The organism is Streptomyces sp. NPDC050164 (assembly GCF_044459945.1).
GTDB lineage: Bacteria > Actinomycetota > Actinomycetes > Streptomycetales > Streptomycetaceae > Streptomyces > Streptomyces coeruleorubidus_A.
In genome coordinates this window covers 1-24,189 of the sequence record NZ_JBITJK010000069.1, presented here as the reverse complement: position 1 = coordinate 24,189, position 24,189 = coordinate 1, and the positions used below count along the sequence as shown (strand labels likewise).

The 24,189-nt window shown below is 67.6% G+C and carries 18 protein-coding genes and 1 pseudogene; 9 read left to right on the top strand and 10 right to left on the bottom strand.

The window, feature by feature from the left end; genetic code table 11:
• Positions 1-1,379: 1,379 nt before the first annotated feature.
• Complete coding sequence (locus ACIBNA_RS43955) at positions 1,380-1,583, bottom strand: cold shock domain-containing protein (protein WP_399171015.1); 204 nt, start codon at positions 1,581-1,583, stop codon at positions 1,380-1,382.
• 391 nt (positions 1,584-1,974) lie between these two features.
• Positions 1,975-2,766 (bottom strand): RNA polymerase sigma factor, encoded by a 792-nt coding sequence (locus ACIBNA_RS43950; RefSeq protein ID WP_399171014.1) that lies wholly within the window; start codon positions 2,764-2,766, stop codon positions 1,975-1,977.
• 1,029 nt (positions 2,767-3,795) lie between these two features.
• Here ACIBNA_RS43950 and ACIBNA_RS43945 point away from each other — a divergent pair.
• The 5 genes from ACIBNA_RS43945 to ACIBNA_RS43925 all read left to right on the top strand — a co-directional run bounded on the left by ACIBNA_RS43945 (position 3,796) and on the right by ACIBNA_RS43925 (position 11,159).
• Positions 3,796-4,176: a CU044_2847 family protein gene (locus ACIBNA_RS43945; protein WP_399171013.1), complete on the top strand. Its 381-nt coding sequence runs from the start codon at positions 3,796-3,798 to the stop codon at positions 4,174-4,176.
• A 2-nt stretch (positions 4,177-4,178) separates the two neighbouring features.
• Positions 4,179-6,200 (top strand): trypsin-like peptidase domain-containing protein, encoded by a 2,022-nt coding sequence (locus ACIBNA_RS43940; RefSeq protein WP_399171011.1) that lies wholly within the window; start codon positions 4,179-4,181, stop codon positions 6,198-6,200.
• A complete protein-coding gene (locus ACIBNA_RS43935; RefSeq protein WP_399171010.1) occupies positions 6,197-7,162 on the top strand; it encodes an AAA family ATPase in 966 nt (321 codons plus the stop codon). Before ACIBNA_RS43940 ends, ACIBNA_RS43935 begins: the two co-directional genes overlap by 4 nt.
• Positions 7,134-10,130 carry an SAV_2336 N-terminal domain-related protein gene (locus tag ACIBNA_RS43930; RefSeq protein ID WP_399171009.1) on the top strand — a complete coding sequence of 999 codons (2,997 nt, stop codon included), beginning with the start codon at positions 7,134-7,136 and terminating at the stop codon, positions 10,128-10,130. Before ACIBNA_RS43935 ends, ACIBNA_RS43930 begins: the two co-directional genes overlap by 29 nt.
• A gap of 705 nt (positions 10,131-10,835) precedes the next feature.
• On the top strand, positions 10,836-11,159 hold the full coding sequence (locus tag ACIBNA_RS43925) for a hypothetical protein (protein ID WP_399171007.1): 324 nt from the start codon (positions 10,836-10,838) through the stop codon (positions 11,157-11,159).
• Between the two features lie 290 nt (positions 11,160-11,449).
• On the opposite strand, the gene ACIBNA_RS43920 is transcribed toward ACIBNA_RS43925, so the two are convergent.
• From ACIBNA_RS43920 to ACIBNA_RS43900, 5 genes are all read right to left on the bottom strand, one after another.
• Entirely contained in the window at positions 11,450-12,385 is a 936-nt protein-coding gene (locus ACIBNA_RS43920; protein WP_399171006.1) for a hypothetical protein, read from the bottom strand.
• A gap of 242 nt (positions 12,386-12,627) precedes the next feature.
• Positions 12,628-13,089: a hypothetical protein gene (locus ACIBNA_RS43915; protein WP_399171005.1), complete on the bottom strand. Its 462-nt coding sequence runs from the start codon at positions 13,087-13,089 to the stop codon at positions 12,628-12,630.
• Between the two features lie 563 nt (positions 13,090-13,652).
• Positions 13,653-15,329 carry a DUF3732 domain-containing protein gene (locus ACIBNA_RS43910; RefSeq protein WP_399171004.1) on the bottom strand — a complete coding sequence of 559 codons (1,677 nt, stop codon included), beginning with the start codon at positions 15,327-15,329 and terminating at the stop codon, positions 13,653-13,655.
• Positions 15,330-16,029: 700 nt separating this feature from the next.
• Positions 16,030-17,280, bottom strand: a complete 1,251-nt coding sequence (locus ACIBNA_RS43905; RefSeq protein WP_399171003.1) for a hypothetical protein — start codon at positions 17,278-17,280, stop codon at positions 16,030-16,032.
• 33 nt (positions 17,281-17,313) lie between these two features.
• Positions 17,314-18,405, bottom strand: coding sequence for a hypothetical protein (locus ACIBNA_RS43900; protein ID WP_399171002.1), 1,092 nt, complete (start codon positions 18,403-18,405; stop codon positions 17,314-17,316).
• A 165-nt stretch (positions 18,406-18,570) separates the two neighbouring features.
• Between ACIBNA_RS43900 and ACIBNA_RS43895 the strand changes: the two genes are divergently transcribed.
• The gene (locus ACIBNA_RS43895) at positions 18,571-18,780 is read left to right on the top strand and encodes a hypothetical protein (protein ID WP_399171001.1); all 210 of its coding nucleotides are present in this window, start codon (positions 18,571-18,573) and stop codon (positions 18,778-18,780) included.
• A 184-nt stretch (positions 18,781-18,964) separates the two neighbouring features.
• Here the strand turns inward: ACIBNA_RS43895 and ACIBNA_RS43890 are convergent, their stop codons facing one another.
• The 3 genes from ACIBNA_RS43890 to ACIBNA_RS43880 all read right to left on the bottom strand — a co-directional run bounded on the left by ACIBNA_RS43890 (position 18,965) and on the right by ACIBNA_RS43880 (position 22,185).
• The gene (locus tag ACIBNA_RS43890; RefSeq protein ID WP_399171000.1) at positions 18,965-20,161 is read right to left on the bottom strand and encodes a DUF3800 domain-containing protein; all 1,197 of its coding nucleotides are present in this window, start codon (positions 20,159-20,161) and stop codon (positions 18,965-18,967) included.
• A gap of 97 nt (positions 20,162-20,258) precedes the next feature.
• Positions 20,259-21,794, bottom strand: a complete 1,536-nt coding sequence (locus ACIBNA_RS43885; protein WP_399170999.1) for a caspase domain-containing protein — start codon at positions 21,792-21,794, stop codon at positions 20,259-20,261.
• A complete protein-coding gene (locus ACIBNA_RS43880) occupies positions 21,784-22,185 on the bottom strand; it encodes a hypothetical protein (RefSeq protein WP_399170998.1) in 402 nt (133 codons plus the stop codon). Before ACIBNA_RS43880 ends, ACIBNA_RS43885 begins: the two co-directional genes overlap by 11 nt.
• Before the next feature lie 470 nt (positions 22,186-22,655).
• On the opposite strand from ACIBNA_RS43880, the gene ACIBNA_RS43875 reads away from it, so the two are divergent.
• The 3 genes and pseudogenes from ACIBNA_RS43875 to ACIBNA_RS43865 form a co-directional block, all read left to right on the top strand.
• Positions 22,656-23,321 carry an RNA polymerase sigma factor gene (locus ACIBNA_RS43875; RefSeq protein ID WP_399170997.1) on the top strand — a complete coding sequence of 222 codons (666 nt, stop codon included), beginning with the start codon at positions 22,656-22,658 and terminating at the stop codon, positions 23,319-23,321.
• Complete coding sequence (locus ACIBNA_RS43870) at positions 23,321-23,647, top strand: hypothetical protein (protein ID WP_399170995.1); 327 nt, start codon at positions 23,321-23,323, stop codon at positions 23,645-23,647. Before ACIBNA_RS43875 ends, ACIBNA_RS43870 begins: the two co-directional genes overlap by 1 nt.
• A 49-nt stretch (positions 23,648-23,696) precedes the next feature.
• A pseudogene (locus tag ACIBNA_RS43865) lies at positions 23,697-24,002 on the top strand (ArsR family transcriptional regulator); the annotation flags it as partial.
• Between the last annotated feature and the right edge of the window lie 187 nt (positions 24,003-24,189).

The window sequence follows — 24,189 nt, the reverse complement described above, 5'->3', positions numbered from 1 at the left end:
GGAGGGGCATAAAGCCCCTTTGGGAATTCCTGGCGGAATTCCTCGCCCCGGAATTCGCCTGGCGGCGAATTCTCTGTGGTTTATGCCGGGCCGCTGGCGCGGCCCTTGGTTTGGCGTGTGAATTTGCCTGGCGGCAAATTCTGGGTTGTGGGTGGATTTTGGGGTTTCTGTATTTTGCCTGGCGGCAAAATTCTAGTTTTTTGGTTTTGTTGGGCCGCTGGCGCGGCCCTTTTGGGGGATGTTGTGTTGTGTGTTTCTGTCGGAGCGCTGGTGCGCTCCGGTTGTTGACGGGCTGTTGGATGTGACGTGATGTCACACCGCGTGGTGTGACTGGGGGTTGAGGGTGTGGGGTGTCGCGGGCCTGGTGGCCCTCGGGGGTTTGTGGTGGTGGGGGGTCGGTGGCTGTGCCTGGGTGGTCGTGCTTGCTTTGGGCGTAGGGACTGCTGGCGCCTGGCGGCGCTGGTGGGCTGGCTTGAGGGCAGACCGGTGTCGTGGGCGTCAGGGGGCGTGTCTGCTGCTGTCGGGGCTGGAGGGTTAGCGGGAGCGGTGGGCTGTTGTGCGGTCATCTCCCCCTGGAGATGACCTGTTCGGGCCGTCGTCGGCCGTGTGAGGGTGTGTGTCCGGGGTTCGACTCGGTGCTGCAGGCTCAGGGCTGCAGCTGGTGTTGAGTCTGTTGCCGGATGCCGTTCACGTTCTCTGGACCGCCCGGCCGTGGCTTCTGCCTGGCGGCAGTAGGGCGAGGGTGGGGGTGCAGTCGAAGAGGTGCGTGCCGCGGGGTTCTTCACCCAGGAGATCTGGCGCCTGGGCGCCGCGCAGACTCGGCGGGTGCCACCGGCCCGGCCCCTGCCCTATTGGCCGTACGGATTTGCGGCAGGACGCTTTGGATGCTGGCTTCCCATCTGCTGTCCTGCCGCAGGGTGGGGGCGCTGGGGCTTCCCTGACAACCTCCACGAGGACACCTGGCTGGAGCTCTCCGCCGCCCCTTTGCCCAGCAGCGCGGCCTGGGCGATGCCGAGCGCCCCGCTCCCCTGCCGCCGACTCGTCGCCGCGACTGTCCTCGCTCACGCCCCTGTCGACGGCTGCCTCCGCACCGTCACCATGCGGCTCTCCTGGACGAGGTCGACCGCTCCCTTGGCCTTGCTAACGCTTCCTCGCCCATCTCTCCCTCTGCCCGGGCTGGGCAGGACAAGGTCGTGCTGTGCCGGCTGGGGATGTACACCGCCCGGCGGGCGAGCGGGCCGCCGGCATCTGTCGGGCGCAGTTGCTCTCTTCACTCAGGTCTCCTGGCGAAACCAGCCTTGAGCGCGAGGCACTGTGGGCGCCCTGGTCGACGCAAGGGTGTCAAGGACGCCTGAGGAGACTGAGGTTGTCGTCTGGCGTCATTCGCGTCTTACCGTGCATCGGTGCGGGTGCGGCTGGATCATCCGTTCACATACCTCACCTCGTCTGCCTTGGGGCCCCTTCTGCCCTTGCGAAATGCAAAATTCGACTCGCTGCCCTTCCTCGAGGACTCGGTATCCGTCCATTTGGATCGCGCTGTAATGAACGAAGACATCGACGGGCGGGTCACCGTCGACGGAGATAAATCCGTATCTCTTTTCCGCGTTGAACCACTTGACCGTCCCCGTCCTGAAACCGTCTTTTTGCCTGCAGCTTTTTCCCCGGAAGCTTCTGCCGGTCCGGGGGCTGGTTTCCTGGAGGAGGCGGGGTGTGCGGGAGGATCGGGTGTATGGGCGGGAGGGCGGGCGCGGCTTTCAATAGCCGCCAGCAGGGCGTCGTCGGTCGTGCCCAGCAGTTGGTCGAGTGTCTCGTCCTCGTCCTGGGCTGTCGCCTCGCCAGCCGGGCGCGAGCGTGGTGGCATGCCGACGTCCGGGCGGGCCGGGGTCAGCCGTGTGCGGACGGCCGCCAGAAGGGCCTCGTCCATGTCGTTGAGGAAAAGGTGCAGTTCGTCGTCGGGGCTGCGGGGGACGTCGCTCACTGCGGGCTCCTTCGACCGGTAATGCCGAGTTGCTGTTTGAGTGTGCGGCAGGCTCGCGAGAGGTTCTGCAGGACCTCGGGCTTCTCCAGGCCCATCGCCTCGGCGATTTCAGCGGTGGAGAATCCGTCGAGGTGCCAGGCCATCACACTGCGCTGCTTGAAGGGCAGCTGGATGAGCGCCTGCAGGACCCGGCGCTGCTGCTCGCCCAGTTCCACCGCGTGAAGTGGGGTGTGCCAGTTCACGCTCGCTTCTGCCAGACGGTCCGCGAGATCGTGTTCGGGCTGCTCGGTCACCATTTGCCGCAGGAAGGCCCGCACGGCGACCGTGCGCAGCCAGGCCCGCGGGCTTTGCACCGGCCTCCGCGTGCGCATCAGTTCCACAAAGGCGCTGTGCACCGCGTCCTCGGCTTCCGGGAAGCTGGCCCCGTGACGCAGCAGGAACCGGATGAGATGGGACCGGTCCTCCTGATAGGAGGAGCTGACATCGACCGCCGGTAGGGACAGTTGTCGTGCATCGGCCACGGCTGCGGGGGCATCCGCCATGCGGTCCATGCTCTTCCCCCTCGCCACTGGCCCCTGACGCACCGCCAGTTCACGGCCTGTGTGGTCCCGTTCCTGCAAGGTACCGCCCTCCCGAAGCGCATTGACGCGGGCGGTGCGGGCTTCCTCTTCGGTACAGGCCTTCCTGACAAGGTCCCTGGCGGTGATCCGGGTGATGAGCACCCGGGCGACGCAACCGGCCGCACACGCGGCCGCGGTCGCTGCCGTGCTGACAACTGTGCTGTCCACGACGCTTGGTTCCTCTTCCTTCGGCAAGAGCGCTCGCCCTCGCTCCAGTAAGAGGTGTCGCCGGCGCGCAGTTTTATGACATCCGCGGCCCGGCCAAGGTCGCCGAGGTCGCCCACCGCGGCCCCCGCTCGTCCCCGCACTGTCTGTGATCTGCCCGTGGCTTCGATCATGCGATGTGCGGGAAGCGGCTTTCCTTTCAGGCAGGCATAGACGGAAGAAGCAACAAGGAATTTCCCGCTCTGTGAGCATAAAGCAAGAATGTGAGTTACTTTCCGGTGCTGTCTTTTCGTAATTTCCTAATATGTCGAGTATTTTTTCGAGGGGTGTGACCCTGTGCAGAGGAGGTGGGGGCGCGGGTCAGCCTCGTGCACCGGATTCTGCCCGAGTCGCCTCCGGGGCCAGACGTTCTCATCCCCCGCCACCACTACCGGCTCCAGGTTGATACGCCGGTCCGCGCCGGCTCCGGACGGACGGGACCGCAGGGCACGACACAGCACTAGGGCGTGTCCGCAAAGTCCCGCCTGCCGTGCGGGCGGACGACGGGACTTTGCGGACACGCCCTAGTTCGCATGAACGAGGCAGCGGCGCCGGGCCAGCGTGTACATCTTCTGCTTGCTTGTGGCCGCTGGCCTGCACTTTATGCAGAGGCCGGTGCCGAGACGGCGGTGTCACGCTCGGCGGCGACCGGCTCGCGTTCGGGGTACCGGCGTTGCCACCATCAGCTCACCGCGTCGGCCGACTTACGCCAGGTCTGAGGCCGTTGAGCACAGCACCGATGGACGCCACCATGGCGGACGAGCTCCCGGCCCGCCGACTGTGCGCCGTACAGCACGGGTCGAGTTAAGCCCGAGGCTCACGTTCACGTCCACATCCGCCACACGGAGGCTGAAGAGAAGCGCTGTGGGTCCCTCCCGTCCCCTTACACCACCTGGGATAGGGGTCGGACCGGCACGGGCAGCCGCTTCCGGCCCGGCCCGGAATCGACCGACTGAGGGGGCAAGGTCCGTTGAACCTGGCATAGTTGGGGCCATGGGGGAATATGTGGAGTTCACCTTCGACTACGGCCAAGCGGTACTGCTGGAGGTCTTTCCCAGTCCGCTGACCGACTCCGCGGCGGGCGGCGCGACGCCCGGTTCCGCACCGCTCGTGCCTGTTGCTGGCGAGCGGAATGGCCGGGTAGCGCGTGCCGCTCACGGCGCACTGCGGCAGGTTCTGAAGCCGCTGGTCCCCGTCCTTCAGTCTGTGCATGACACGGTGTCCGCCATGGACCGGCGGCCCCAGCAGCTCACTGTGGACCTGGGCGTCAAGATCGGCAATGATCTGACGCTCGGCATCGTCGCCAACAAAGGCGAGGCGAGCCTGACGGTTTCCGCAACCTGGAACCTCGAACCACCCGCGCCGACGGAGTAGCCGTGCACGCGTCATACGACAACGACCCGGACGCTCCGATCCACCGGGCGTGGGGCACCGTGCACGCCCCAGGTGCGGCAGGGGCCGGGCTGGGCGCGGGCCTCATCGTCGCAGAGGGGTTCTTACTGACTTGTGCCCATGTAGTCAATGCGGCTCTCGGGCGTCCCAAACTGGCTGCCGCCGAGCCGTCTGCGCAGGACATGCTCCGCGTCAGCGTCTCGTTTCCGGGCCTCGGCAGTGAGCACCATGCCGTGGAACTGGTCCGCTGGCTGGCCCCCGAGCCGGCGAAGGGTGAGCAGTGGTGGAACGGCGATCTTGCTCTGCTGAAGGTCGAGATGGAGGGATGGGACGTCCCTCCCGTGCCGGTGCGGGAGACGTCCAGCCGGCGGTTGTCGACCTGGTACGCCCACGGCGCCCCCCGCTCCCTCGTGGACGTCTATGTCCAGACCTCTATGGGCCCTTGGTACATCCTGGATCCCGGGCATGCTCCGCTGGAGATTCTTCCCGGCCACAGCGGAGCGCCCTTGTGGGACCGCGAGAGCGGCTGTGTGACAGGCCTGATGGTGTCCACCGAACCCGACAACTTACGCTCGTACGCCATCAGGGCCTCTGAGTTGGTGAAACTGCTCGCGGATGCCTCCGTGTTCCCGTCCGCGATGACAGAAGTGTCGGATCCTCGGACGCGAGCTCGTCGTAGTGAGCTGATCGACGCGCTCGACCAGCTGTCCGACCGGAAGCTGCAGCGATGCGCCGAGCGTTTCGCCGGTGTTCTGGGGTTGCCCTGGGCCCCGGGCTCCTGTTCAGGCCTTGTCGACGCGGCCATGCGCCACCCGCGGGGGTTGGCGACTCTGCTCAGCACGCTCACGGCACAGGGGCCGGTGGCGAAACGGGTCGGCGAGGTCGCGGCGATGCTGGGGGCCCTGCGCCTGTTCACCCAGGAGGAGTTCGACGAGCTCTGCGCGTTGCTGGGCCCGGACGCGTACTCGGAGGTGCGCGCGGCGGCCCGTCGCGCCGTACCGCACTTCTCCCTGTCCGAAGCCGGCCCGCCCGACGTCGGGGAGCTGGTCGAGGACCTGGAGGACCGCGCCAGCGAACCCGGCATCGTACCGCCCGTGATCCAGGTGATCGAGGAGGTCGCCGCGGCCCGGCAGGCCGGCGGCGTCGGTCTGCGAGAGTGGTCGGATCGCGTGACCGCCCGGCTGGGTGTCCGTCCGGAGGCGATGCGGCAGTGCCGCTGGTCCGCCACGTCCCGTGCTTCTGCCCGTACGTTGTCGCCGGTACTTCGGGTGTGGCTGTGGGCGGCGGAGCCCGCTGCGGAGGCCTTCCACTACGTGATGCGCCTCTACGACGCCCACGGACAGCAGGTCAGGACCTGGACGGACGGGGACGCTCTGCGCAGCCGCGCCGACCTGTGTGCCGCCCTCTCCGAGGCTGTCGACGACCTCGATCAGTATGAGGAGTCGGCCGGTGTCGAGTTTTTGCTGGAGGAGGGCTTCTTCGGACTCGCCGTTGACCGGCTGCCCACCAACGCCGGGCCTTTGGGGACTCGGCCCATCGGGCTGGACCGAGTCGTGGTCTTGCGCGGGCAGAAAGGGATGCGGGCCGGTGACTGGAGGAGGCGCTGGGAACAGGGTCAGAGTTCCGCGGCGGGCCCCTACGTGCTGCACGACCTGAACGCGGCGAACGGCACCCTGACAAGCAACCGTGAGATCGCCTGCGTCATTGCCTGCTGTCCGCCCGGGCAGCACGACAGCACCCTGGCCCTGTGCCGCTGGTTAGGAGTCCCCGTGGTCTTGTGGCAACGCGGCGCCCACGGTCTGGACACGGCCGAGGCGCTTAGGGATGTCGTGTCCGAGGACTGGCCGCGCACCCTCCGCGAATCGGTCAGGGGGCAGCGCGTCCAAGCGATGTTCGACACCGCGCATATGGGCGCTCATCTGGCCCTGATGTGGGAGGACCCGGGCTGGAGTCCACCCCGGCAACGGCTCACCAGTCCGTCAAAGCGGGAGGGAGGCGCCGCGTGAACAGTGAGCGCCCGAAGGAACGGCTCTTCCGCGGCGACGGAGGCACGTACGACGCGTCCGTGCCGCTGCCTCAGCCGCCGCCGTGGCGGCGGCCGCGGCCGGACGGTGAGGCTGTGCTGCGGCGGCCGTATCTGATCGGCGAGGAACAGGTGGAGGTGGTGAACGCCGCTCTGCGCCTGCGTCGCCCTCTGCTGGTCACTGGGGCTCCCGGCACAGGCAAGTCCTCGCTCGCCCACGCCGTGGCAGCGGAGCTCGGCCTCGGGCCGGTCCTGGTGTGGCCGGTCAACACCCAAGCCACGCTCACTGATGCGCTGTATCGCTACGACGCCATCGGCCGGCTGCGGGAGCGGCAGGACGGCACCGACGACATCGGCAGCTTCGTACGCCTGGGGCCCCTGGGCACCGCGCTGGCCACCCGGCACGAGAATCAACCGCGGCTGCTGCTGATCGACGAGCTCGACAAGAGTGACCTGGACCTGCCCAACGACTTGCTGTTCGTACTGGAGGAAGGCGAGTTCACCATCCCCGAGCTGGCCCGCCTGCCGGAAGACCAGGCCGAGGTCTTTGTTCATGTGCAGGGCTCGCAGGAGAAGGTGCGGGTGCAGCACGGTACGGTGCGCTGCCAGGAGTTCCCCTTCGTCGTGATCACCAGCAACGGTGAACGGGAGTTCCCGGCTGCCTTCCTGCGCCGCTGCGTCCGGCTGGAACTGCCGGAGCCCGGCCCGGATCAGCTTGAAGGCATCGTGCGGGCGCATTTCTCCCAGGACCTGCCTCAGTTGGAGGCGCAGTGGTCGCGCGTGCAGGACCTCATCCGCACCTTCACCGACCGGCGCAGCCTCGGCGGCCTGGCCACCGACCAGTTGCTGCACGCCGTCCATCTGCTGCAGCAGGGCATCCGCCCCGAGGCGGAGCACCTCAGGGAGGCGGTGCTGCGTGAGCTCAGGAACGGCGGAGTCCGGTGAACCTGACGAGCTCTGGGTGGCAGGCCTGCATGCCGCCCTGCGCAGCGCCGGAGTGGACCTCTCCCCCAGGGAGCTGAGCGACGCCCTGTGGCTGGCCCTGCACGAGCCGCCGAGCCGGTCCGGGGCAGCCGTACCGGAGCGCGGTGCCATGCCCCCGCCCGCCGCTCTCCCCCAGCCGGAGCAGTCGGACGACGATGCGGCCGAGTCCGCGCCGAGTCGGAGCCGGCGTCCGGTCTACGCCTTCTCCGGTGGCCGCGACGGCGGGACTCCGGGTTCGCCGGTCCGCGTTCCCGGCGTACGGGGCCTGCGGCATCCGCTCGGCATCGTCCGGGGGCTGCGTGCGCTCAAGCGAAGAGTGCCGTCCGCGCACCGGTATGAGCTGGACGAGAGCGCCACCGTCGGCGCCATCGCCGATAGCGGCGTCCTTGACGTCGTGCTGCGCCCTGCTGCGGACCGCTGGCTTCATCTCGTCCTCGCCGTCGACGACGGCCTGTCCATGCGGGTGTGGCACGACACCGTCGACGAGCTGGCCGACGCGCTCAAGGGCTCGGGCATCTTCCGGACCGTGCGTGTGAGTCCGCTCGGCGCACCCGTCCGGTTCGTCGGCGATCGGACCGCTGTGCTCGTCGTGACCGACGGGGTCGCCGACCACTGGTACACCGGAACCGCTCACAGGCATCTGGCCGCGTTGGCCCGCAGCGCGCCGACCGCGGTACTGCACGTGTTCCCGCTCCGGCTGTGGGGCGAGACCGCGTTGACTGCCGAACCAATGATCGTCCGTGCGACCGGGCCGGCGCCCTCCAACAGCCTGCTCACCGCCCATGACCCCTGGCTTCCCGACTTGTTCGGTCCACGGCCCGGCCTCCCGGTGCCCGTCCTCGAGCTGGACGAGTCGAGTCTGCGCCCTTGGGCGGAGCTGATCGCGTCGCACGGCGGCGTGGCCGCCATGCGTGTCATCGACGCGGAGAGTCCGCCCGATGTGGTGCCCTTCGACGATGCGGTGACCGGTGAGCCTCAGACCGCCGCCGAACGCGTGCAGGTCTTCCAGGCGATGGCCTCGCCGCACGCCTACGAGCTCGCCGGCCACCTGGCAGCGGTCGATCCGCTGACGCTTCCGGTGATGCGGCTCATCCAGGCCGCTGCCCTGCCCGACAGCAGCCTGGTCTGTCTGGCGGAAGTTCTGCTGAGCGGTCTCATGCACTTGGACAGCTCGCTGGAGGGGCAGGACGTCTTCGCCTTCGCGCCGGACGTGCGCGCGGTACTTCGCACAGTGGTCAAAGCAAGCTCGGCACGGCGCACGGCTGACGCCGTCAGCGACTTCATCACACCGCGCCTGGGCCGCACTCCTGACTTCCCGGCGATCATCGCCGACCGTTCGGGGACGTTGAGCCTGCCCAGAGGGGGCGAGCCTCTTGCGGAGCTGGAAGCAGAAAGAGCAGGACAGGCGTACTCCCGGCGTGAACATCTGCTCCGCCTGACTGATGCCCTGTCCACGCTGGACTGTCTGGCGGACGCGCAGGGGCGTCTGCATTTCGCTGCTCTGCTGGGAGAAATACTGGGCCGGTCCATCGACTTGCGGGGCATCAGTCTGCGTGAGGACATCACCGTCCTGTCACGGGCCGCGTTGGACACGGCCGGTGGCGAGCGGGCCGTGCTCGATGTGGCACGGGCCCTCGACGGGGCTGCGGTCGCCGCAGAATTGGAGCAGCTCCTCGCACCCGTGGACGACGGCGCGAGCGGCTTCGAGTCGATCTCATCCAGCAAGGACGACAGCTCGGGGTCAGCGCTTGCGGAGATGTCGGCAAGGGACCTGCCGAGAGCTGAACAGCGCATGACTGACGCTGGTGATGCCACAGCTCCACGCGGAGACCCGGCCCGTGTGCACGCCTTGATCGTCGGCATTGAGCGCTACGACGCGGGACCGACCTGGGACCTGCCCGGGCCCGCCCGAGACGCGGTTCGCTTCCACAGGCTGCTGCGGGCCGCCGGCGTGCCAGAAGCACACCTGCGCCTTCATCTCTCTCCCCTGCCACCGCATGTCCCTGACGTGCAGTACGAACCCGCAGACCATGCGACCCTGCGCCGCGTCCTCGTCCGCGAACTGGCGGCGGCACAGGGCGACGTGCTCTGGGTATGGTGGGGCGGGCACGGTGTCACCGACCGTGCCGGCCGCCAACGGCTGTTCTGCGCGGATGCGACCACCGCCGACAAGGTGGGCATCGATCTGGACTCGGCGCTCGAACGGTATGCCGGGGATGCTGTTCCCGGGCTCACCCAGCAGCTGTGGATCGTGGACGCCTCCGCGAATTCCGAGGATGACCTCAACTTCCAGCAGCCGCTTGCTCCCGATGCCCTGCCAGTCGGGCGGCGCACCCTGACCCACCGGCAGAGCTTGCTCCGCTCGGCCAGCGCCGGCCAGGTCGCCATGAACGACCCCGCGCAGGCCACCGGCCTCTTCTCCGACGTCATGCTGGACCTGCTGGCCGACTACGCCGCCGTCCTGCCAGGACTGCCCGATCCGCAGGATCTGTTCGCCGCCGTTAGAGCCCGGTTTGCGAATCTCAGGGAAGCCGATCGTACTCGGCAGCATCCCGAGATCAGGCTGCGGAGTCCCGACGGCAGCGAGACGACGTCGGCCCCGTCCACCGCACGGCCGGTCTCGCCCCTTCAACGAGCCGTGGAGGCTCTGTTGGCCTATCCACTGTTCGCCGACCCCGTCGAACGACAAATGGTGATCAGCGTGCTCGACCCGAGTGTCACCGCGACTCTGCCCCGCCACACCAAGGCTCGCACCGATGTCATGGGCATCCTCAACGGGATCGCTCGGAATCACCCGGAGGCGTTGGCGGACCTGTATGACGCCGTGGTGTCTGTCGATGACGATCCCGAACGCAAGACGGCGCTCCGCCGAGCCCTGGACGACCTCATGACCATGGCGAACAGAAGCAGACGGCCGGGCACCCTGTGAGGTCCGTCGACCACCTGATCTGACGGTGCTGCGACGCGGCGAGTACGGACATCACTCGGCGAACGGCGAGGCCGATCCGGGTGTTCGGGCTGAACCGTCCCGACCTCGTCAGGAGCCGCGAGGATGCCTTCTGCCTTGCTTTCAACCTGCGGGACTGGCGCGAGCTGTACCAGTGCGGTGATCCGGCGGCGGATCCAGTGGTGAAGGCACTGCTCGACGCCGTTCGTCGACGTGGCGCTCGCTCGCGTAGCCGGCGTGAGTGGCAAGGTCAGCCCGGTAGCGTCGAGGCCTGTCTGCTTTCACGTGGTTAGCCTGTGCCGGGGGTGTGTCTTCCAGTGTCGCCTCTGTGATTCATCAGCGTGGCCGGTGCTCGGCTGCGCCTGGACCGGCCCTTGTGCCGGTGGAAGGGAAGGGGCACATGGCTGCGAGGGGTCCTCGTTTCTCTGGTCGGGGTGAGGCATCGGATGAGATGGAGCCCTACCTCGGGGCTGGGGCGTCTTTCATGACCCCGGTCCTCGGCAGAGGGCTTCGTCGCTTCCATCGGCCCGCGGACCCGTCGGGGGCGGGTCTGGTTTGCCGTTGGGTGTTCTGGCACGGGTGCAGCTGTATACGACAGATGCCGCAGGGCGGTTCGAGGGCCGGGCCCACTCCCCCGCCTGCCAGCACCAGAGCCGTGACCATGGCGTCACCCGGTACTACGACCTGGTGACGGTCGAACAGATGCTGCGCGCCGAGCGGTTCGATCCGTGCAGCAAGTGCGGCGGCTACGCCACCCGTCGCCTGTCCATGGCCCAGGTCGCCTACTACCGTGCGGCGCACCAGGTACACGACCTCGCCCAGCAGGTCCGGTGGGTTATGGACCATCCCGATCTGGCGGTGGATGCCGCCTCGCTCCTGGCCGAGCTCAAGGGATGGGACGACACACCGCCGCATGACGAGTGGTTCGACGCGGAGGGCGGTGAACGGCAATGGTGCCGCTTCATCCGCCGGCTCCTGCTGCAACTGGAAGGGTTTGTTGCCGAGCGCTGACCGCCGGCGTAGGACGTGCTTCTCGTGCGGCGGCTGCTCGCTCGAGAAGCACGTCGATGCCTGTCCTCTAGTGGCCGCTTGGGGCAGGCCTTTCGTTTTCTGGCCCCGGAAACGTCGCAAGGGGTCTCGGACTGCACCTCACGACGGGCATGGGGGGCGATCCGGCCCGCGAATTTTGTCGAGGTACTGCCGTGCGGATCGCTTGGAGACCAACCGGAGCGGGCCGTTGGGGCGCCAGCGGACGGAGTCTCAGACCACCATCGGCCCCGGCTTGCAGGAGGCGAAGTCGCCTACCATTGCTTGCGCAATTCCTTGATCCACGCCGTGTGCGTGGGGCCCAGGCCGCGCAGTTGCTTCATGGTGCGCTTCAGGTCGTAAGAGTCGGGCTTGATCAGCGGCCGGGCACGCACGCCCACCAGCTCCGGGCTCAGAAGGTAGTTGGTCGTCAGGACGGTTACTCCATGGGCCAGGAGGAACTCCAGCACACGCAGTTGCTTGACACTGTTGCGCGACAGGCGGCTGAGCGCGGACAGGGGAATCACGTGAGCGCCGCCGTCCTTGACCTGCTGCATTATCGCCAGGAGTGCCTGGTCGAAGCGCGGGTCGACGCCCGAGGCGATCACGCTCTGGCCCCCGCGCATCAGTCTGACGCCGGTGGCCTTCTCGGCCTTGATGAGCTCGTGGCTGCCCGGCAGGTCGGGCAACGGCGCCTGGGGCATGGCGTAAGGGCGTTCGGTGTCGCTATTCGAGGCCGTCAGGTCGGACAGGGTGGATAGGGCCGCCCAGGCCCGGGGATACAGTGCGTCGAGCCCTGCCAGCGTGTTGTTGCTGACAGGCGCACCGGACTCTTTCAACAGCAAGGCGAGCGGCTCGGTGGCGGCCTGAGTGATGGCCGCGATGTCGGCCGCGCGCAGCGTTCCGTGCAGGGCGTGGAAGTCCTCCAGCCGGCTGTTGCGCACCGCAACGATCACGGCTGCTCTCAGCCAGGCCGGCGCTGACAGCGGCCGGTGCTGGGAGACCTCTTCGAGGAACGGTGTCACCAGCACATCGAAGTAGTCGACGGGCAGCGCCGCCAGCATCCGCGCTCGGCGGATGACATCGACGCCGACGCTGTGGGCGTCGGCGTCGCTCACTCCTGCACGGGTCAGCAGTTTGAGCAGCGCGCCGCGGCAGAACTCCCGCACGAACTCACTGTCGTTGATGTTGCTCTCGGCTGTCGTTGTCATGCCGACAGCACCCCCCTCATATCTCGAATCTCCCCGGGAACACTTTACGAGAGCTGACTCAGCGTGCAGGACAAATGCAACACAACGAGTCCACGGCTCCACCGTTGCTGACTCGCTCTCGCCCGACACCGACGCCTTGCTGAGACCAGCCACACGCCGCCGTGCCCGTACCGGTGCACCTGCGCATGGAGGCTCTCGCAGATGAATGCAAGGGCTGCCCCCGCCACTCCTCAAGCCTGCACTCAGGGCAATGGTGGTAGCGGGTTTCCCTCTTTGAGGGCCTTCGTCCGGCGTGCGTCGACGAAGACCTCCCAATGATGGTGGTCGGCGAACAGGCGGTTGAGGTGCAGTTGGCATTCCTCCATCACCAATGGCCAGCGACGGGCGTTGCGTTTCACGTGCAGGGCATGCGGCACGCGGAACCACCACGTATAACAGGGGTCATCGTCGCTGCCGCAGACTCCATCGTCCCGGCAGCCTTCGTAGATGCATCCCAGTCGTTCCGCGAAGTCGACCATCACTTCCCTACTGTCCTTGGCCAGCAGGAACGGCACGCCTTCCGAATGGTAGGGCTCGCTGATGCGTCGTTCGGGGTCGTCTACCTCGATCTGCCAGACAACCCACTCGTACTCGGACCAGCGATCCGCGTCGACAGTGTTGCTTCGTGGTAAAGCCACGTTCCACCTCTCGTTCTGCGCGCTCACGTTGTGCACTGCGGACACGGGTTACAACGACGGTCCGGGCAGCGCGATGCGTGCGGAGGTTGAGCGTTTCCCGCTCCGAAGCACCCGGCAACGACGGTGCGCATGCGCAGATATGCGTGAGCGGGGTGGACGGTAGTGATCTCCCTCGGGGCGGAGAAGCTGCCCCCTTTTGTGGGCACGATGGTCCGCTCTCGGTGTCAGGCTGTCGCTGTCCGGTCGGTTGCCGGGACCCGGCCGCGCTACGGTGTCAGGCGCGGGCTGATGATCGCCTTCCAGGCGAACCGGTTCAGGTCTTCTGCGCAGCTTCCCCCGGCCCGGGGGCAACGGCAGCTTCCTGGGGGCCCTTCAAAATCTGCAGTGATCGCTTCTGGTGCTGGTCCGATGCCCTGCGTCGGCTCGCCCTGCTCGGAAGAAGACATCGTCCTCACCGCTCAGCATCCAGGTCGCTCCTTCCACGCAGAGGGACCACGTCGGCATGCCGTAGTGGCCATCGTCGCCACGTCAGGGAAGCCCAAAGAAGAGGCTGCCGGGTACGGTTGGGCCAGCCGTGCCCGGCAGTGTCGTCAGTCGAGCCAGTCCGGGGGGATGAGGGCATTGCGGTTGCCTTCGCTGTCGGGGCGCCAGTTGCCGATCACGGCGTCCTGGAACCAGCCTTCGCTCAGGTTCGCGTGGTCGCAGACGATGATCTGCAAGGCTCCCTTGGCGGTGACGGTGGTCCAGTCGGCGTCTTGGATGGTTGAGGCGTCGCGGGGCTTTTCCGGGAAGAACGCCTGGGTGGGCTGGTCGAGCATGAGGAAGCCAGGGACGGGCCGGTTGTTGCGTCGCAGGTAGGTGTGGAGGGCGAGGTGAGCGACGAGGTGGTAGCCGATGTGGTTCTTGGCGCTGCCGATCCGCGTCAGGGGCAGACGGCCTGCGGGTCGCCTCAGGACGACGTTGAGCAGTTTGAGGCTGATTCCTACTTCGTTGGCGTCTGCTGCTCCGCCGAGATTGAGTCGCTTCGCCCAGGCGGTCATGCCGACGGCGATGTCGGCGAGCCGGCGTTCGGTCTCGGCCGTGACGTCGTCCTCGTCGACGAGCTGGGCCAGTGTGGCGGCGTGTTCCTGAGCGAGGGCAAGGTCATTGTGCAGCCGGGTGAGGTCGCTGTCTGTTCCGGTTCGGGTGAGTGCTTCGGCGATCCTGCCCTGGATGTGCGCGACACGCAGGTTCTGTTCCTGCAGGTTACGCAGGCGTTCATCGCTCGCCAATAGTTCTCTGAGCTGAGCACCGTTCAGCCTCAGGTGTTCGGTGACGCGGCCGCGCTCGGCTTGGAGGGCATGTCGGTGCTCCTCGCGGACGGGCTGGAGGGTTTGTGCCTGAGCGAGTTCCTGCGCGAGGTGGTCAGTGAGCTCGGAGATGTCCTGTGCGGAGGGGTCTGGGTGTTCCAGGGTCTGGGTGCACATGGGGCACACGTTGGTGTCGTGCTGGCGTTCGGGGCCGAGGAGGTCGAGGGTTTTGAGGCGGTCGAGCTGGAGGTGGAGCTCGCCTGTGAAGGCGCGGCCTTGCTGTTGCCAGCGGTCGACTGCCGCCAGGGCGTCGTCGAATTCCTGCAGCCGTGCACGCAGGAGACGGCGTTGCTCGTTGAGTTCTTGGCGCCGGTCACGTAGGTCCAGTGGTGCGGCGGTCTCGGGTACGGCGGCCAGTGCCCGGTGCAGGAGGTCGATGACCTGGGCGGTGTCGGGGGCTGCGGGCACGTCGGTGAGGAGGCCTTCGCTCTCCGCGAGGCGGACGAGAGCCAGACCGTTGGCGTCCATGGCCTGCTGATGGCGTAGGGCGTCGTCGAGTTTACGTTGGGCCGCGCGTTGGGCTCGCTGGGCTTCACCGAGGCGGTGGCGGCGCAAAGCCTGTTCCGGGCCGGCGGCGCCAAGGAAGTACGGCAGGGTGTCCTTGAGGGTCTGGGCCATGCCGGACTCGGTCTGGCGGTGGAACAGCGCTGTCTGGTCAGCGATCTCGTTCTGGTTCTGAAAGCAGAGCAGGGCAGCTTGGGCGATGGAGACGTCGAAGGGCTTGCGTCCTGCACCCGTAGGGGGCTGGAAATGGAAGTCCTCGATGCCGAGGCGGGCGCTGAGTTCGCTGCGCAGGGCCGCGACGTTGGAGTTGTGGACGAGTTCGTCGGTCTGGGGGATGTCCAGGCCGGCGTCGCCGGTGCGGGTGAAGGCGTGCAGGGTGGAGGCACCTGTCGGGCGGGGCCGGGCCAGGACCATGCGCGAGCCATCGGCGAAGGCACCAGGAGGGCGTACCAGCCGACGGTCTGGTCGATGACGTCGTCAGGCAGGTTGGGGGCCCGGCGTCCGAGGCAGTAGTCGACGATGCTGAGAACCTCGGATTTACCGGTTTCCGACTCGCCGGTGAGGATGTTGAGCGCCCCGGGGCGGAACCGCAGGACCCTGGGGGTTTTCCTGCCGTCTCGGTGGTAGAGGGCCAGGGCGAGCAGTTGCATGACGGTTCTGGGACTCCTTGCGGCGGGAACGGATCAGGGACGGACACCGAGGGAGGAGGCTGCCGCACTTCTCGGTCACCACAGCGGTGGACTGGAGCATGCCGTTTGGCGGTACAAGTCGGGCGCCCTGTAGCCGTCGTTTCTGCAGCCCTCGCCCGCAGCGTCGAACTCTGCTCGGTCAAACGGTGACAACTGTGTGTTCGCAGTCCCGAGGGGTTGTGGAGGTCATACAACCAGCGGGTACACGGGAGTTGAACTCGACATGGCGCCGGTGAGTGCGCGTCCTCCAATCAGCGGTGTTCGGGCAGCCGGGTGAGGAACTGCCGGACAAGGACATCGGGCTCGGAGTCGGCAGTGGTGGGCATCGGGCACCAAATCCAAAGCATCCCATCGGGCAACGCGATGATCACGTCTTGACTCGCTGGGCCGGGCTATGCCGAAGAGGTCAGGATCCAGGGCAGCAACTACTGCCGCACGGGCGTTGCATCTTGAGTCGGGGTGAGGAGTTCGAAAGCTGGTGCGGAGGAGCCCACGGCGGTGAGGAGGTAGACGTCAGGGGCGTACTTGCCGGCCGTGCGCAGGCCGTGCAGTTCGCGCCTGGCCACCGTCAAGGTGGCGGTGTTCCATGCTGGAGCGGCGGTCGCGAGGACGAGGCGGTGCGCGGCAACCGCCCGGCAACCGTCGAGAAGTTTGCACAGCTCTCTTTTGATGTCGCGGTGGACGTCGCCCAGTGCGTTGGTCTTCTTCGCTTCGCCGAGCCAGATTTCGTCGGCGTGGGCCAGGGCGAAGTCGATCTCCACGAACGGCTCGCCGTTGCGCAGGATCTCGAATTCCGCTGCCATCAGGGGTCGCATGCCTCTGGCCTGTCGGCGCAGGTAGCGGGTGGCCTGTAGGGGTACGTCGGCGTTGTTGTCGATGAGTTCGGCAACGGCCGGGTGGAGTTCGTAGGTCCACTCGGGTTCGCTGGTGCCCGTCTTCCAGCGAGCCTGGGCGAGGTCGTTGCCGGCGCCGCAGCGGCGGCAGCGGTACTGCTGTGTGATCTCCTCCAGGGGGTAGAACTCGAAGGCTGGGCATTCCTGGCAGCCCAGGGCCAGCCCTCTGCGCAGGAGCCCTTGTCGGGCCCATTCGTCGACCTGGGCACGCCGCTGCGAGATGTCCCATTCGGGTGCGAGGGGGGTGGCGGCCAGGGCGCGGAAGGTCATCACCACCGAGGTCTTCAAGGACCACCAGCCGTCCTCGGGCTGGCCGGGATGCTGCTGGCCGGGCAGGAACGTCTGCAAGAGGTCCCATCCGGGGCCAGCGGCAAGATCCTCGAGGGTTGTGCGGGAGCCGAGAAGGCGTTCGGCCACGGCCGTCCGTTTGCCCGCGGCACTCGGCTGCACACGGTGGGGCTTGGCCGCCATGGCCAGAACGGCCGGCAGGCTCGGCCAGCGCAGCCGCGGTGCGGCCAGCGTGCCCGCCAGGGAGGCACCACGGGGGACGAAGTCGAAGCGGTGGGAGGAGTAGGTGATACCCCCGTCTGCGGCCCGCACGAACGTCTCCCACACATTGCCCTGCTGGGCGTGCAGCGCGTCGCCGGTTAACGTGCGGTGCGGTGGCAGCGGGTGGTCCGAAGCAACCAGCAGGACCTGCCACTTGTCCCGGGCCGCATCGAGCCCTGGCGGAACCTCCGCAGGCAGCCCCAGGGCCGCCTCCAGCGAGCCGTCCGGCAACACGGTGGCCGGCAGCGAACGCGGCAGATCCCACGCCTACTCATGCACGTAGAGGTTGCTTCCCCTGGTGCGCAGGTCCTCGATCGGCACACAGACGAAGGCCTTGTCGTCCACCTCCTTGCCGTTGACGAAGGCGCGTGGACGTCGGTCCCACATCGTGTGCATCCGTGCCTCGACGTCCTCCACGGACATCGAGGCACTGGTGACCCGGATCGTGTCTGGCCCCCTCCAGCGCGGGAAGCGGCCCATGATCGTGAACGGGCTCGGGTCCTGCCACGGCATCCACATGCACGGGCCGTGGACCAGGCCGGCGAGCTGGGCCAGTGCGAAATCCTCCGGCCTGTCCCCGACGACGACCACCGGTTCCGCTCGAAGGCGGTCACGGTCCAGGCGCACGCATCGGGCTGCCGCCGGATCGAGCAGGGCGAGCGTGTCCTGCGGTGATGCGGGGTGCAGCCAGTCCAGCAGCAGGGTGCTGGCCCACTGGGTGACCCCGTCCCGCCAGCGCGCCTCATCAGGCACGAGAGACTCGGCGGTGGGCGCCTGCAAGTCCACCCCCACACGGGCCGCATAGGCCAAAGCAGTCGGCGTCGTCACCAGCGGAAAGGGCACCCCCAGGACCGGCCGGACGGCCACGTCGGCCAACGCGGTCAGACCCATCTGGGCCGGGTCGTCGAACAGATGCGTCTCCTGCACCGCGTCCCGTATGGTATTCAGGCTCAGCCGCTCTCGCAGTGCCGCGATCGCCGGTTCCAGATCCGGCAACCCGCTAAGGTTCCACGCCTCCGTGCGCGCGAAGTCTTCGGCCTGACGTCTCGCGTCGCCCTCGAGACCGCCCAGCGCCCGGGCCACCGACCCCGGGTAGATCCCCTCGACCGTGGCGCCTGAAGGCGCGTACTCCAGTACATGATCGGGCTGCATCCGCCGCATCACGTCCGCCAGCGCAGGATGATCAACCACCGAGGCAGGCACGACCGCTCCGGCACAGCCTCCCCAGACCCGGCTCAGCGCGCCCAGACCTGCCGCCGCCCACCGCACCCACTGCGCCTCGGCAGAGGGCACCACCACCAGCAGGCGCGGCGGCCGCGCGAACGCCCGCAACGTCAGGAACCGAAACTCATCAGCCACTCCCCCACTCTGGCAAAGCAGCCGCCGCTCAAGCATCCGATATCGCCCACTCCAAAGCTTGAGCCCCAGCCCGGGCGAGCGCACGCTGAGATAGCGTCGTGGTCTGCACAGGGTACTGCCGGTGCAGGTTCCGCCGAACGGGCAGGTCAACGCCAGGAGTTCTTTGTGGAATTCACCCCCGCCGAGGAAGACGCCATCGCCGCGCATGCGTCCGCCCTGGGCCTGTCCCCGGACGAATACGTCCGCCGGACGGCCGCCGAGCGGGCCCTTAACTGGCAGCGGGAACGCGACGCCTTCCACGCCCTGGCACAGCGGCGGGAACGCACGGTCGAGGAAGTGGTGCGTCGCGGAAGCCTCACCGACAACAACCTCTGACCATCGGCACTCCTTTCCAGTGTTCTCGGCACGGCCGAGCAGGACGTACTGACTGCGGCCCGCGAGCGCCATCCGTGCAAGCGGGCCTCGGCGGCCGCCTGCGAGCAACGCCCTCCCCCAACGGTGGTTCCGCCACGTCAGCTCGCCCGGATCAGGCCGGCCTGGTCCCCCAACGCCGTCAGCGTCAGCGGCGTTTGGCCCGGGCGGAGTCGATCCGTGCGAAATCCTCAGGCCCCTCGTCCATGAGCATTCCCTCGGGATCCACCAGCGGTGCCACGACTGGGTGAAGGTCGTCTCCTGCGGGATCGTCCTCGCCGTCATGCCACCGCGCAACCACACGGCCCGCGCCCGCCACCAGGTCGGCGAGTTGGAGGGAGGGATGGTCCACCGAACGGCCGCGCACAAGATCTTGAAGATGGTTTCCCTTGATGAGACCGCGGACCAGGCCCACAGCCATGGCCCCGCGCTCCAGGACATCCAACTTGTCGTCAGTCAGCAGCCGCTGGTCGTCCGCGAGGACCTGGAGCTTGCAGTCGTGGCGTATCGACGCGTGGAGAATGACCGTGGGCACGGCGGTGACGAGGGGGTCCATGGTGTCGTCCAGAAGACCGTGTTCTCCGGTCGGTGTGGCCTCGGCCGGACGCTCACGGGCGAACGCCTCAGCTTCAAGGCGGGTCTTGCGCAGCATGTCCAGGACCTGTGCTGCCTTCTTCGCCTGGGGGGCCTTGCGGCGGCGGGCGTAGGCATAGGACTCCTGAAGAACGGTGCAAAGATCGTCGACCGTGACCTGGTCGCCTGTGCGGTTCTTCTTGGAGAAGAAGCGCACGGCGGTGGCGATGAGCCGGTCGAAGCCGTCGCGGCCCAGTGCTCGCGGTCCTTCGGTGGCCAGGTCCAGAGCGAACTGCCGGCCGACGCCGTTGCTGACGATGTCGTAGCCCATGGCTTTGAACCGCTCCTCGAGCAGGAGGTCGACGAGTTTGGCCGCGACAAAGTAGTGCTTGTCGATCACATACACCGAAGCACGGTCGTGCAGGGGGCCGCCGGGTGACAGCAGTTCTCCCAGGAGCCCGCGGCGCCGGCCGACTCCCTCACCGGTGAACATCTTCTGGAACTTGACCTCCGTCGCGGACTTCTGGATCCCTGCCTCGCGTCGCAACGTGTCCACGATCCCGGCGGCTTCGGCGTCGTCGATGGCCACCGAGCCCAGGATCATGTAGCGGTCGCCGCCGTGGAGTTGATCTCCGTGGTAGCCGGACTCGTCGATGGCGATCCACCGGCCGGTGCCAGCACGGTCGTCGGTGGGCGCCAGGCGGTTGCGGCGGCTGAAGTGTGCTCCGAGCAGTCCCGTTCCGGCATTCGGCGCATGGTCACGTTCGATCATGCCGACATACTCCGCGCGCCCATCGCCAGGGACAAGCCGCGCGCGAGATACGAGCGGCGCCTGCCCTCCGGTCTCGCCGGAGCGCAGGTCGTGCCTCTTAGCAGTCGTCAGGGAGGCCGGCCGCCTCGCATACTTCAGGCATTTCAGTGATCGTCCGTGTGCCCGCGTAGTAGCGGATAGCGTTGGGATACTTCTTGCCTTGCTCCCGGCAGATCAGAACCTGGCCTACCAGGGCGCTGATCTGCCATGAGTCACCCATGGCAGTGGCGAGCAGGCGGAAGGCCTGATCGGCGCTGAGAGAGCCGTCCGGAAGGGCGAGCCGCACATGGTCGAGTTCGGTTTCCCAGGGCTCGATGCGGAAGCTGTAAGGGAGTTGGGCTCGTAGTTGTGCGGCCATCTTGCGCGCCGTCACCTTGGATTTTGGGGCGTCGAAGCGAACAGGCCATGACAGGTCGATGGGATGGAGTACGTCGAAGTGGTCGCCGCTGCGCCGTCGGGAGTCCCTCATGCGCCCCGCGTCGTTGTTGCCGAAGCCGCTGTTGTTCCACTGCGGAGAACGTCCCTGGGCGTGAAGGTGCTGGATCACCAGGCGCTCCGGGGCCAGGACACTGAGGTCGTCGTCCAGTTTGAGATAGCTGAACGAGAGGTCGCGGACGTCGACATGGCAGCGTCCGCTGATCTTTCGCAGGTGCTGGCCGAGACGGACGGCGATCGAACGGTCACCCCTCGCGGCGTAGAGGATCTCCGGGGCGTCGTCGGACTCCCGGTGCAGAAGGTAGACGCCGGGCCAGTCCTCCAGCTTCTCGATACTCTCGGCCGTGAGGTCGTGGCGCGGCTGTGCAGCGAGGATCCTGAAGAAGTGGTCTACGTGCTCCTGAGGGAGCAGCCGGAATCCGGTACCGCCCGCATAGGCGACGTTGCGGCTGAAGGGGTAGGACGCGACCGTGTCGGTCCCGCGGTGGTTGGGTTCGGGAAGACCGCGGGCCTTGAGCGTGCTTTTGAGCTTGGGGTAGATGTCGGTCAGAGCGAGCGTCGGCGGGGCGCCTGGGATGCCGCTTCGCACGATGTCGCACAGGACCTGAGTGAAGGACGTGCCAGCGGTCTCGTCTCGCGTCGGCACGTGTGCGACCTGGTCGGCTGCTGTGAGCGTATAGACGCCGCAGATGTCGGTGCTGTCCACGAGTTGGCCCTCACCGGCGCCCGCCAGGCCTTGGATGATCCGGCCCGAGTAACAGCAGTCGAGGATCACCAGTTTCACCTGGGCCGGCGAGTCAAGCAGGGCGCTGCGGACCTTGTCGTACTCCAGGCCGGTGAGGTCGGGATAGCGCAGCTGGGTATCACCGGCGGCCAGGCACAGAGCGCCGGACTTGCTGACGACCCCGTGGCCGACGAAGTAGATCAGCAGGGTGCCGGTGGTCTCCTCGGCCAGGCGGTGCAGTTCCAGGGCCAGGTCCGTGGCCCCGGCGGGGTCCTCCAGAACGTGCACTTGTTCCTCGGACCAGCCGCACAACTCGGGGCTGGTCAGCAGCCGGTGCATTGCGTGCAGGCTGTTGCGCGCTGCGGGCACGTCCAGGAGGGCGGGGTCCCGGTACTGGGAGACGCCGATGAGGATGGCGGCGTCGTCAGACTCCATCGGTGTCGTCCGTCAGGAATCGCTGGATCAGCGCCTCGGCCTCGGCGGCGTCACCGGTCTCGAGTTCCAGGGTACGGTCGGCCCGGGTGATGGAGATGCGGATCTTGGTCGGGGTACGGCGGTTCTGCAGCCAGGTGGCGAGGGAACCGGCCAGGACGGTGGCGATACCGCTGGAACCGAGGGATACCGTGAGCAAGTCGAGCCCGGCACCGAGCTCGTTCTCCGCGGGTGCGGCGGGCAGGACGTGCACGCGCCCCTGGAGGCCGCGTTCACCGCGGAGCCACCCGATCAGCGCCAGGCGATCGTCAAGTTCAGTCGCCGAGTCGAGCCTGATCTGAACATCCATCGCCCCGGTGCCCTGCATCTCGTACTCCCCCGCTGCTGCGCGCATCTGATGCCCAGGACTCCCCCGGGCTGGTACGAGAAGTCACCCTACGGTGGCAAGCCCGTCCGGTTCGGACCAGGCCCGACGAAGCGATGTCACGCCACGACACTGGGCCGACTCGGAACCTGTACGTCCGCGCCCCACGACCGCCACTACCGGCGGCCTCTTGCCCCTGAGCAGCCAAGGCTCCTGTTGAGCAGGCCCGCGGAGCCACCCCACAAAACCGCAGGCAAAGCCGAGTCACCGAGGCACACACTCGATCTCCGACACCAACCCTACTTTCCAGTAACTTCTATCGGACTTCGCTCTCTAAAACTGAGCACGTCCCTGGCTGGCGGGCAGGGGCTGCTCACCTCCAAGAGGGCCACAACAGCGGGGACGGCTGTGTACTACGAAGGTCCGGACGGCTGCCGTCTGACGGTGTGGCGGACACCGGAGGCGTCCGGGCACCGGGCCCACGGGACGGAGCCCGGCCTGTGGTGAACCTCGACGGCCCCGCGTCTGAGCCGTACGCGTTCGGCCTCGAGACGATGACGGAGGAGCAGCTGCAGCACCTGCTCAACGAGGTTACGGCCTCCCTGTCGGGCTTCCGCAACCTCACCTACGCCTGCCGTCAGGACATCGCCAGCGAGGCCCTCTACCAGGTGCTCGAGAGCGGGCACCTGGACCCGTCCAGACATCCGGTGGCCTACATCAAGAAGACCGCCCGGCGGCTGGCCTGCCGGTGGTCGGAACAACTCAAGAACGAGACGCTCGTCGACGACGGACAGCGCCTGGACGCGGCGGTCACAGCCGCCGCGTCGCGCGAGGGGTGCAGTACTGATCCCCAGGAATGTGTCGTGCATGGCGCCTCGTCCGCCGACCGGCGCCTGTGGGGGCCCACCGACGACGAGGAGCTCCTGTCGGCCGTCGACGACGCCATTGGCAACATCAGCGCACCGCAGACGCGGGCGGTGGCAGAGATGCAGCGCCAGGGCATGCGGGCCTGCGACATCGCCACCGAGATCGGACCCACCCGGAACCAGGTCGACCAGCAGTGGTCGCGCGGCCGCCGGGCGATCCGCAGCGCCCCCGCGGTCAGCGACCGTCTGCGAGCGACGCACGTCATGCCGTCCCGATCACGGTCCGAGGACAGTGGCTGATGGACAACAACGACACCCGCCGGAGGACGACCACCAACACGGAGGACACTGTGAGGAGCACCGCCTACGCCCGACTGCTGAAGCTCATGCAGGGGCCTGCCGACTACTGGGACCGCCCCGCCGGTGACTGGGGGCCGGAGCCTGCCGGTGCCCCCGGCACCCCAGCCGGCACGGCACGGGCCGACGCCAACAGCGCATACCGGCTCGCTACCAAGGCGCTGCGCCGCGGCGAACTGGACGCCGCCCGCGCCGCCTTCGCGTACTCGGTGCGTCGTGTCATGGGGGATCTTCCTCTCTCGTGGTCCGCCCGGAGCGGGCGAACATGACCGTGACAGAACACCTTAAAAGCTGTCAAGAGGCTTCAAATCTACCCGCCTGCGCACGCAGCAGACCATGAACGAGCTTCAGACGATGCCCCGCGCGTGGCGGAACGCCTTCGACATGAGCGACTGGGCCCTGCGGCTCACGCCCGAGGAAGCCACCGCCCTTTACCGGGAGTTGGCGGAAGTCATCGCGCGCTACCGGCGAGAGGCGCCGGAGACGGCGGCGAGTGCCCCGGACGGAGCCGAACGGGTCGCTGTGATCACGCAGATCCTGCCCGAACTGGATGCGCCTGCCGCGCCGTCGCTCCCTCGGCATCCAGCCCGCGAGCGAGGACGAGAAGCCGAAGCCGCGCCGTAGCCAGGCCGACAAATGGGCCCTCAGGGCGAGCTTCGTCGTTTCTTGAGCCACTCGTCGATCAGGGGCTGCGAGCACGGCGTTCAGGCCAGCGTCTAGGTGTGCTGATCGGACAGGTTGGTGACGCGGCTGGCTGGGGTTTGGCCGCCGATGCCGGTGTGGGGTCGGTGGTAGTTGTACCAGTCCAGCC

Excerpts from the sequence above, each read along its gene's own strand:
- ACIBNA_RS43885 (WP_399170999.1), bottom strand. The coding sequence starts at position 21,794 with ATGGAGTCTGACGACGCCGCCATCCTCATCGGCGTCTCCCAGTACCGG.
- ACIBNA_RS43890 (WP_399171000.1), bottom strand. The coding sequence starts at position 20,161 with ATGATCGAACGTGACCATGCGCCGAATGCCGGAACGGGACTGCTCGGA.
- ACIBNA_RS43920 (WP_399171006.1), bottom strand. The coding sequence starts at position 12,385 with ATGACAACGACAGCCGAGAGCAACATCAACGACAGTGAGTTCGTGCGG.
- ACIBNA_RS43870 (WP_399170995.1), top strand. The coding sequence starts at position 23,321 with ATGGACAACAACGACACCCGCCGGAGGACGACCACCAACACGGAGGAC.
- ACIBNA_RS43880 (WP_399170998.1), bottom strand. The coding sequence starts at position 22,185 with ATGCGCGCAGCAGCGGGGGAGTACGAGATGCAGGGCACCGGGGCGATG.
- ACIBNA_RS43910 (WP_399171004.1), bottom strand. The coding sequence starts at position 15,329 with ATGGTCCTGGCCCGGCCCCGCCCGACAGGTGCCTCCACCCTGCACGCC.
- ACIBNA_RS43945 (WP_399171013.1), top strand. The coding sequence starts at position 3,796 with ATGGGGGAATATGTGGAGTTCACCTTCGACTACGGCCAAGCGGTACTG.